8 protein-coding genes and 1 pseudogene are annotated in these 9,642 nt (G+C 39.4%); 6 read left to right on the plus strand and 3 right to left on the minus strand.

Features of this window, described 5'->3' with window-relative positions; translation table 11 throughout:
- Positions 1-236: 236 nt before the first annotated feature.
- The 3 genes and pseudogenes from ispE to AC1DND_RS14120 all read left to right on the plus strand — a co-directional run bounded on the left by ispE (position 237) and on the right by AC1DND_RS14120 (position 2,717).
- Positions 237-1,040, plus strand: a complete 804-nt coding sequence (ispE, locus tag AC1DND_RS14110) for a 4-(cytidine 5'-diphospho)-2-C-methyl-D-erythritol kinase (protein ID WP_477582478.1) — start codon at positions 237-239, stop codon at positions 1,038-1,040.
- 79 nt (positions 1,041-1,119) lie between these two features.
- A complete protein-coding gene (locus tag AC1DND_RS14115) occupies positions 1,120-1,545 on the plus strand; it encodes an OsmC family protein (RefSeq protein WP_029276247.1) in 426 nt (141 codons plus the stop codon).
- Between the two features lie 133 nt (positions 1,546-1,678).
- Positions 1,679-2,717 (plus strand): annotated as a pseudogene (locus AC1DND_RS14120) (trans-sulfuration enzyme family protein).
- 316 nt (positions 2,718-3,033) lie between these two features.
- Here the strand turns inward: AC1DND_RS14120 and AC1DND_RS14125 are convergent.
- The gene (locus tag AC1DND_RS14125) at positions 3,034-4,173 is read right to left on the minus strand and encodes a hypothetical protein (protein WP_477582480.1); all 1,140 of its coding nucleotides are present in this window, start codon (positions 4,171-4,173) and stop codon (positions 3,034-3,036) included.
- 321 nt (positions 4,174-4,494) lie between these two features.
- On the opposite strand from AC1DND_RS14125, the gene AC1DND_RS14130 reads away from it, so the two are divergent.
- The 3 genes from AC1DND_RS14130 (at position 4,495) to AC1DND_RS14140 (ending at position 6,360) form a co-directional block, all read left to right on the plus strand.
- Positions 4,495-5,178: a DNA alkylation repair protein gene (locus AC1DND_RS14130; protein WP_477582482.1), complete on the plus strand. Its 684-nt coding sequence runs from the start codon at positions 4,495-4,497 to the stop codon at positions 5,176-5,178.
- 101 nt (positions 5,179-5,279) lie between these two features.
- Complete coding sequence (locus AC1DND_RS14135; protein ID WP_029276239.1) at positions 5,280-6,002, plus strand: pirin family protein; 723 nt, start codon at positions 5,280-5,282, stop codon at positions 6,000-6,002.
- A 64-nt stretch (positions 6,003-6,066) separates the two neighbouring features.
- A complete protein-coding gene (locus tag AC1DND_RS14140) occupies positions 6,067-6,360 on the plus strand; it encodes a hypothetical protein (protein WP_477582484.1) in 294 nt (97 codons plus the stop codon).
- A gap of 227 nt (positions 6,361-6,587) precedes the next feature.
- Here AC1DND_RS14140 and AC1DND_RS14145 read toward each other — a convergent pair whose 3' ends face one another.
- Positions 6,588-6,866 (minus strand): LapA family protein, encoded by a 279-nt coding sequence (locus AC1DND_RS14145; RefSeq protein ID WP_029276236.1) that lies wholly within the window; start codon positions 6,864-6,866, stop codon positions 6,588-6,590.
- Between the two features lie 4 nt (positions 6,867-6,870).
- Positions 6,871-9,642: TolB-like translocation protein (locus AC1DND_RS14150; protein WP_477582486.1), on the minus strand; the 2,772-nt coding region annotated here is incomplete at its 5' end.

Genomic DNA, 9,642 nt, shown 5'->3' on the forward strand with positions numbered 1-9,642 from the left:
GTGCAGTGTTACCCTGCAGCGAGGAGGAATCCCGAACTTTCGGGAAAGCGTAAAAGCGGAACACGGGAACAAAGTAGGCGATAAACCACCACAATTGCGCTCCAAAAAAGCCCGGCTATATAAAATGCAAAGAAACATAACCCAGTAAAAAACACTTTTGTATGTTTGCAGTTAGAACCGCCCAATGGTTTCGGCACCATGGACTCACGACTTAAGACTCACGACTCAGGACTAACATGCTATCTTTTCCCAACGCAAAAATAAATCTAGGCTTAAACATCACCGAAAAACGTGCTGATGGTTACCACAACCTCGAAACCGTTTTTTATCCGATCAATATTAAAGATTCGGTCGAAATTACCGATGCAGAGGTAACTTTGTGCAAAATTCATGGGATTGATATTCCTGGCGACCCGAACGATAACCTGTGTTTTAAAGCTTATCAATTGGTAAAGAAAGATTTTGATATTCCGGCGCAACAGATCAATTTATTGAAAAATATTCCAGTTGGTGCAGGTTTGGGTGGCGGATCGGCAGATTGTGCTTTCTTGATCAAATTATTAAATGAGAAATTCACTTTGGGGATGTCTGTTGATAAGATGGAAGGTTATGCCCGCCAGCTAGGGGCAGACTGTGCTTTTTTTATAGAGAACAAACCCGTTTATGCATTTAATAAAGGTGATGAATTTGAAAAGTGTGAAATAGATTTGTCAGCCTGGTTTAAAGTTTTGGTAAAACCGCCTGTACATGTAAGTACGGCCGATGCTTATGCGCATGTAAAACCGCAAAAACCTTTGCAATCGTTAAAAGAAATTATACATTTGCATTCAACAACATGGAAAAATAAGGTTATCAACGATTTCGAACTATCGGTATTCGCAAAGTATCCCCAAATTCGTCAAATAAAAACCAGTTTATACGATGCAGGCGCAACATTCGCTTTAATGAGTGGTAGCGGTTCGTCGGTTTTTGCACTTTTTAACCATCCGGTTAAGTTGCCAGAACTGGAAAAAAATAACTTAGTTTATTATAATATTTAAATAGAGCTTAAAGGTTAAAGCAGAAAGACTAAAGCAAATGCGTCTTGATTCTTGATACTAAATACTCGATACTAACAAGATGAACATAAATCTAATCCGCAAGAGCGGTAAATTTAATTTTGAAGCAGAAAACGAGAGCGGTTTTACTGTGGAGTTGGACGCAAAAGCTGCCATTGGTGGCGAAGGAAAAGGTTTCAGACCGATGGAGATGTTACTGATTGGATTGGGTGGCTGCAGCGGCATTGATATGGTAAATGTATTAACCAAGCAGAAGGAACCACTTGATGATATTAAAATCGCTATAAATGCGACCAGAAAAGAGGAAGAAATGCCACCGATTTTTGATGTAATCGATATTCACTTCGATTTATTTGGCGATTTAAGCATTCAAAAGGTTGAGCGCGCTTTAGCCATGACTTTCGATAAATATTGCTCTGTATCGAATATTTTAGGCCGCTCTGCAACGATTAATTTTACTTACAAAATAAACAAAAGAGAAGTATAAAGTACCAAGTAGCAAGTATCGAGAAGCACATCTTAAAATTTATGATGACGACTTTATTCTCACACCACATCTTGATACTTGATACTCAAATCTTGATACCCATCTCTTGATACTCAAATCTTGATACTTAAAAATGAAATCCGAAAATTTTGAAACCATAGCCATACGCACTCAAACCGAACGCAGTTTACATAAAGAGCATTCATCGCCAATTTACCTTACTTCGAGTTATAAGTTTGAAGATGCGGAAGAAATGCGTGCTTTGTTTGCTAACGAAAAGGAAGGGAATGTTTATAGCCGTTATTCAAATCCAAATACATCAGAGTTTATCGAAAAAATGTGCCTCTTAGAAGGTGCCGAAGATGGTTTTGCCACTGCAACTGGAATGGCTGCGATTTTTACCACATTTGGTGCATTTTTAAAAAATGGCGACCATTTGGTTTCGAGCAGATCAGTTTTTGGTTCTACACATCAATTATTAACCAATGTTTTTTCTAACTGGGGCGTAACTTTCGATTATGCAGATCTGGATAAACCACAGGATTGGGAAGCTTTGATTAAACCCAATACCAAAATGATTTTTGTAGAAACGCCATCTAATCCTGGCATCGACATTATCGATCTGGAATTTTTGGGCGATCTGGCTAAAAAACACAAGGTATTACTGGTTATTGATAATTGTTTTGCTACACCATATCTGCAACAGCCGATTAAGTACGGCATTATCGCCTTTTAACGCATGGATTCTATCTAAAAGTTTAGAAACTTTGGCCATCCGTATGGACCGCCATTGTGAAAATGCTTTAAAAGTTGCAGAATATTTAGAAAAACACCCGAAAATTAAACTGGTAAAGTATCCGTTTTTACCCTCGCACCCGCAGTACGATATTGCCAAGAAGCAAATGAAACAGGGTGGTGGTATTGTAACCATTGTGGTTGAAGGCGGTATTGATGCTGCACGTAAATTTATGGACGGTCTGCAAATGTTCTCTATCTCCGCAAATTTGGCCGATACCCGTTCCATTGCAACACACCCTGCTACCAGTACACACAGCAAACTTACCGAAGAACAGCGTAATGAAGTTGGTATTGAGCAAGGTTCAATCCGTTTATCAATTGGTTTGGAGCATATCAACGATATTTTAGCTGATATTGAACAGGCATTGGCTTAATAAAGGCATAAATAGAAATAGGCTGTATCATAAATAATTGTCATCCTGAGCCTGTCGAAGGACTTGCTAAAAGCGTTTCGACAGGCTCAACGTGACAAATTCGGATAGAATTTATAAATATGATACAGCCTCTTGTGTTTCTGGACCAATAATTATTATTGAAAAATAATAATTATTGGTCCAGGTTAGAAAGACCCTGAAATAAATTTACTGCGTAGCTTTTCGCTGCGCTACAGGTCAGGGTGACGATCGTTTTAGAAAAAAAAATAGTTAAAACACCAAAAAGCAAAAACTAATAATCGAAGTTAGGTTGTAACTATTCGTATTTTGAAAAATCTACAGCAAATATACAGCGGTTAACCTGACTGCCATTTTGAGCTCCGGCATTGGGTTCAAATTCAGTTAAGCTCCATAAATACCCGTATTGGGCTTCAAGATATAACGATTCAGCGCCGTATGGCCACCTGTATCGAACAGTATTCGTATCACCATCTGTATACCTTGCTAAGCGGGCGGTTGATCCGTACGATTCGCTAGGCGATCCGGTGCAGGAAAGCCAGGTTCTATTCCCTTTTCTAAAAACGCCTTGTATCCCATGTGCATGATCTGAAGTAAATAGGCTGTTTTTTGGAATCACTGTTTGTATGCCCGAATTCTGCAATTCGCCGGATGAGTTTATCGGAAACCCGAATATTTTAGGTACAATTGATGCATCTGCACTGCCGGCGTAATATTGCCCTGTCCATAATTGATTGTTCTCGTAATTTACCTGTACTGTTGAAAAAGGACTTGCCTCATTAATTTTATAATAACCTATTTGCGGAAGGATGTACCTGTAATTAAAAGCATAAAGATTACCGCTAGCATCTTTCCCGCACTTATCATCAGTGCCCGTTCCTGTAGTTACTTCAATAATTTTGTCTAAATCGAATACCCTTAATCCTAAACTTGTACTACTTAAATAAACTTTACCATTAAAATAAGCTACTCCACCTGCATGCACATTTAAAGGGGCGTAAGCGCCATATTGCGTATAATCCAGTGTGCCAGTTGGAAGGGTAGGTTGTACCAATAATATATGTCGGTAAGTTAAATAAGTACTCGAACTTGGGCTGATGTCGATAAGGGTTATTCTCGATCCTTTGCTCTCGGCAGCATCTTTGGCGTACCAGCTTACCAATAAGTAACGTACACCATTTCTAGAAAAACCAGCTATTCCCTGGGGGCGCCATATGGATGTAGTTTCATCATCTTCATTCCATCTAATACCCCTTACCCTGTTTTCTTCTGGGACATTAAAGCCATATACTTCGGTGTAAGCACTGCCGCCAATAGCCTGGCGGTTTTTATCAATTTGTGTTGGATTTAAAAATGAAAAACCAGTGTTGATGTAGGTCGATGTGTTTGAATAGGCATTTACGCTTGCAGCAGCGCTGGCTACTGTAGTGTTAGCCATTAGCATATTTTTCTTTTGGTTTGTTGTGCTAGCCTCCTCTTCAGATAATTTGTTCTTTTCGCAGGAAAATGTGAATAGGCAAGACGCTAATAGCATCCAAATAATGTTTTTTTGCATGGGTTTTAAAAGGTTGATTGTTATGGTTAAATTTAAACAAGTTTAAAAGATCGATGTAAACTTAAAACCGAAACAGTGTTAAGGATTGGTTATGTTTAATGCAGTATGAGGCATCGTTTACGGTAGCCTTTTTTAGACTTCCGAAGTTTCAAAGGCCTGCGCGTTGCCTAAACTTCGGAAGTCTTTCAAAAAAACTAAATTCGTATGATGAATGATCTAGATTTTGTCCTTTCCGAATTAAAATCCATCAGCGAGCCTGATTATCTAAAAAAGATGGCTCATTTTGGGATCGATATTTCTAAAGCTTTTGGTGTCCGTTTGCCGAATATCAGAAAACTGGCCAGGCAAATTGGAAAGAATCAGGAACTTTCTTTATTGCTTTGGAAAACTGGGTTTCATGAGGCCTGCCTTTTAGCAACCATTATCAGTGATTATAAACAGGTGACAGAAACGCAAATAAACGCATGGACGAATGATTTTAGTTCCTGGGATATATGTGATCAGGCTTGCGGAAATCTTTTCGTTAAAACGCCTTATTTTAAGCCGAAGGCCTTTGAGTTTGCCCAGGCTGAAGCAGAATTTGTGAAACGTACTGGTTTTGTACTGATGGCTGAGGCAGCCGTGCACCTCAAGAAAGAACCTGACGAAACTTTTCTGAGTTTTCTTCCGATCATCGAAAGAGAAGCCTACGATAACCGGAATTTTGTTAAAAAGGCAACCAACTGGGCATTGAGGCAAATTGGCAAGCGAAATCTTTTTCTACATGAGCATGCCATCCAAACCGCAAACAATATCCTCGCCCAAAACAATAAAAAAGCAAATTGGGTAGCATTAGATGCGTTAAGGGAGCTTAACAGCGATGCCGTAATGGCAAGGCACAATCGGTGATTGACTTAAGACTCTGAACTTCCGACTACTTTCTTACCCTACATCAATGTTTGGTAAACATCGCTGCTGTAAATTTGTATCATAAACAAGAAAGGAAATTTATGTCACAGTTTATTTTGCACAAAGAAAACACCCGCGGTCATGCTAATCATGGTTGGTTAGATGCACACCATTCATTCAGTTTTGCTAATTACTACAATCCAGAAAGGATGCACTTCGGAGTTTTAAGGGTTTTAAATGACGACAGTATTGATGGTGGAATGGGCTTTGGCTCGCACCCACACGATAACATGGAAATTATTACCATTCCATTGGCTGGTGCAATTGCTCACAAAGATAGTATGGGCAATTCGGCCGTAATTAAAAATGGAGAAATTCAGGTAATGAGCGCCGGAACAGGTGTTAGCCATAGCGAGTTTAACGCAAATGCAGATGAGCAGTTAAACTTATTGCAGATCTGGTTGTTCCCTAACAAGAAAAATGTTACGCCACGTTACGATCAACAAACGTTAGATGTTGCAGCAAGGCACAATAACTTCCAGCAGATTTTATCACCAAATGCTGATGATGCCGGTGTTTGGATTCATCAGGATGCCTGGTTCTCGTTAGGTAAGTTTGATGAAGGTTTTGAAACGGAATACAAAATCAAAAAAGCTGGAAACGGTGTTTATGCTTTTGTAATCAATGGCGAAGTAACCATAAACGGACAAGTGTTGAGCAAAAGAGATGGATTAGGCGTTTGGGATACTGATAGCATTAGTTTTAAAGCCAATACTGCAGATGCAGAGGTTTTATTGATGGATGTTCCGATGGAACTGAATTAAAAAATAATTTTAACCAAACCTCGCAGGTTTTCAAAACCTGCGAGGTTTATTTATTTAAAGAAATATGCAAACTACTATACTTTATATTGGTCGGGATACAGAAATTACTGTAGTAATGAACCGCTTGTTAAATGCCAGACCTGAATGGAAAGGTTTGTGTGTTTGCAAAAATGAAGAAGCCATTTCCATTTGCAAAGAACAACACATTGACTTGGTTTTACTTGGAAATGGAATTGATCAGGAATCAGAAGCTGAACTGAAAAATAAACTTCTCGCCTTAAGGCCAGACCTGAAAATTATCCAGCACTATGGAGGTGGTAGTGGGTTGTTATACGGTGAGATAATGTCGGCACTTTAACTACGAAAAAAAAATACCCGTCATTTCGATAAAAAATCTATTGCATAAAAACCAATGTGATTGACAGAAAGTTTAAAAAGATCACTCACAAGTCGCCATCATCTCGAGCGAAGTGCAACAAAGCCGAGAGATCTATCGAAGCAGATCTCTCCATTTCACTGCGTTCTAGTCGAGATGACGATTTTGCTATTGAGTATCAGATCGTAGAATCCTACTAGTCCTAACTCTTAGCTGATATAATCTCTGTCTTCATCGCTCAATTCTTTTTTATTCGAAACCGGTTGGTTTCTTTCGATCTCATCATCATAACTGCTCAATGTTTTCCGCGGACGGCCCACAACAAAGCCAATGATAAAACCGATGATGATGCAAATACCGATAACCAGAAGTTTAGATACTGGAAGTGTGGTAACCAGGAAATCGAAATCAACAGGTTCGGTATTCACCATTAAAAATATGGTAAGTAATGCAGTCAGGATAATGATGGAGATTGTTTTTGCGCTCATGGTTTTAAAAGCTATAATTAAATGAAAACTCTAATATCGGATTTTGATTGTAAATCTGATTAACAAAAACCAATCTCGCTCCTAAATCTACAACAGGTTGATAGCGCAAAAGGTTTACACTGGTATTTAATTCTACGCCATAAGTTTTCGGATCGTTAAACGTTGTGCCCTTGCCAATGTTCTCATAATGGCAAAATAAACCTGCCCTAAAATTTCTGACATAAGCGAAAGGACCCAACTCCCAATCGGGAAAAGCAAAGGGAAAACGATAGTTAAAAAGCAGACTGTTTTGCAGTTTACTTTTCGCTAAAATATTGTTGTAGCCATAAACGGTTGCAATCTCAGTGGCGTATTGGTTTACACCGCTTGCTTTCTGATAATTGAAGCTCGCTAAAAAGGAATGGTTTTTAGCAACGCCAGGAAAGTAAAGGAAACTTTCGAGCGCTAAAATTTCTCCTTTTAAGTTTTTATCGAAGGGCTGGTGATTATAAGTTGCCCTAAATACTTGTGCCCACTTGGGGGCAATATCCCTTTCGGTAGTACGGACACTGTGGTTAAAAGTAAAATTGTATTCCATCGGAAATTTAAGCTCGCGTATAAAACCAGTAGGCATGTTTTCCGGCATGTACCTTTGCGTAAAACTAGTTGCCGCATTTAGGGTAAAAGCATAGTTCTCATTGCGCGTGTTAAACGATAGCGGAACCGATGCATTAAACTTGATGTAGTTCTCTCTCCAGTCGCCTTGTTGTACCGCGTTTTTAGCTCTGTAGAACGTTCTTTTCGGGCGGTTGCGGTACAATACACTAAATACAGGATAAAGTGCCTTATAGCTAATATCTGCCGTGTACTCAAAACGTTTTAAATCGCGGTGGTATTTTGCGCCGGTATAAAAGTCCATCGTGTTGAGCAGATTGTTTGATTGCAGCTCCAGACCGAAAACATATTCGTTGTCGATAACCGGAATAATGCTGTGGAAACTGAAAAGATTTAAGGCCTGATGATAACGCTTGGCTTGGTAGGTGCTATCGGGAATCTTGTCGAAAACATTCCCAACGTTTTCCTGCTTTTCTGCAGCGGCCGAGAAATCCACAAAGTTATTTTCTCCAACTGGTTTTTCGGTTAATACGGTTTCTGCAATTTCATAACCATTGATTTTATAATTGTTGAAAATGATTTTTCCATCGGCGGTTTCGCTAGGGTTAAAGGCCCCATACTCGGACGCGCTGAGCGCATTTATTTTTTTCGAACCAGGATCTATACTGTAGATGTTATCGATCCCATTAAAGTGCGCATTGAAAACAATTTTGTCGTTGATAAAGATCGGTCGGCTTAACTGTTGTCGGCTGTTAGAAATCAGTTGCGTTTTTTTTTCTCCGTCAATCAACCATAAACTTTTTCCTTTTTCATTTACGCTGACATAAGTAACCTTATTTCCTGATTGATCAAATGAAGGCATCTGCAGGATTTCGTTTTCAAGGTTAGGGTAGGTCTTTAAAATTTTTCCCGAGACTGCATCCAACTCAACCAGATTGAACTGATTGTTCAGCTCCACTTTTGAAGCGATGATTTTCTTTCCATCGTTAGAAAGGCTGGGAGAGAAGAGCCTGCTTTTGCTGCTTAATTTGTTGAATTTTTTGGTCTTCAAATTATATGAACAGATTACGCTGTAGCTCCGTTGTTTGTAGCGCGGATCATAACGTATTTCATCCCAGATCAAAAGATCATTTTTTAAGCTAAACCAAGGCTGTTCCTGATAACCAATTCCGAATAATTTTTGTTCCGATTTATCTTCGTTAATAATCACGAAATATCGTGTATCTGTCTTGCTTTCTTTTAGGGCTAAAACCTGGTTTTTATTTAACCGAACAGGAAGAAAATAATCGGTTGCCAAATCAGCTTTTTTATTTAGGCTTTCATAGCTTTCTGTAATAGATTTTTCTTGCTGTGTTTTCCATTTTTCAGCGAGCTTGTTTTGGGTAGAAAGAAAGTAGGTTCTGGAATTCTGTTTCGTGAATTTTTTTAAGCTCTGCGAAAAGGGGTACAGCCTTACTGGTCTTTTTCTAATGTCGCTAAGTATGCTGTCGGAAATGAACTGCCCATATTTTTCCTTCATATCCGATACCATCAAATATCCGGTTTGATAGTAACCAGGAGTTACGTCTTTGTTCGAGCCGAAATAGGCTTTACTGTATGAGATTTTTTTGCCTTCTAAAATTGAAGCCCGGTAAGGCATGATCCAATTGGGCTGCCTGCCCCGGCCCGAATGCGTCAAGGCGGTTTCGTTAACTACGGCATCACCTTCAAAAAACCAGATGGGGATGCCCGCGCCAAAGTAAGCAAAGTAAACCAGTTCGGGAAAGGGGTGTGCTTGCGTTCCTGTCAATTTGTCAAACTGAGCAATGTGTCTAAGCTCGTGTACTGCCAGGTTGTTTAGCCAATCCTGACTATCGAAAAACTGAGGAGGAGTTGCATAGAATTCAGACTTCTTGGGTGCGAGTTGAACAAAGCCGTTTGCCACGGTTCCGCGGTTCTGGAGTAGGAGTGGAATAGCGGTTTTTTGCTGCCTTAAACCCAGTCCTATTTTGGGGTAGATAAAGGGTAGGGTATTGGCCATTCTTTGTGCCTCTTTCTCCAGTTCTTGCGGATAGATGATTTTAAAGCCGCCCGAATAAATATAGTTCCATTTTACACTAAGTGGGTTTTGTGCGGTGCTGAAAATCTGCCCAAAAACCGATAGTGATGTAAAACTTAATGTAGCTATGCTTAAGTACTTGAT

Source organism: Pedobacter sp. 01N416 (assembly GCF_056399685.1).

Bases quoted from the DNA above. Each gene is read 5' to 3' on its own strand.
- ispE (WP_477582478.1), top strand. From the start codon at position 237: ATGCTATCTTTTCCCAACGCAAAAATAAATCTAGGCTTAAACATCACC.
- AC1DND_RS14115 (WP_029276247.1), top strand. From the start codon at position 1,120: ATGAACATAAATCTAATCCGCAAGAGCGGTAAATTTAATTTTGAAGCA.
- AC1DND_RS14135 (WP_029276239.1), top strand. From the start codon at position 5,280: ATGTCACAGTTTATTTTGCACAAAGAAAACACCCGCGGTCATGCTAAT.
- AC1DND_RS14145 (WP_029276236.1), bottom strand. From the start codon at position 6,866: ATGAGCGCAAAAACAATCTCCATCATTATCCTGACTGCATTACTTACC.
- AC1DND_RS14140 (WP_477582484.1), top strand. From the start codon at position 6,067: ATGCAAACTACTATACTTTATATTGGTCGGGATACAGAAATTACTGTA.
- AC1DND_RS14130 (WP_477582482.1), top strand. From the start codon at position 4,495: ATGATGAATGATCTAGATTTTGTCCTTTCCGAATTAAAATCCATCAGC.
- AC1DND_RS14125 (WP_477582480.1), bottom strand. From the start codon at position 4,173: ATGGCTAACACTACAGTAGCCAGCGCTGCTGCAAGCGTAAATGCCTAT.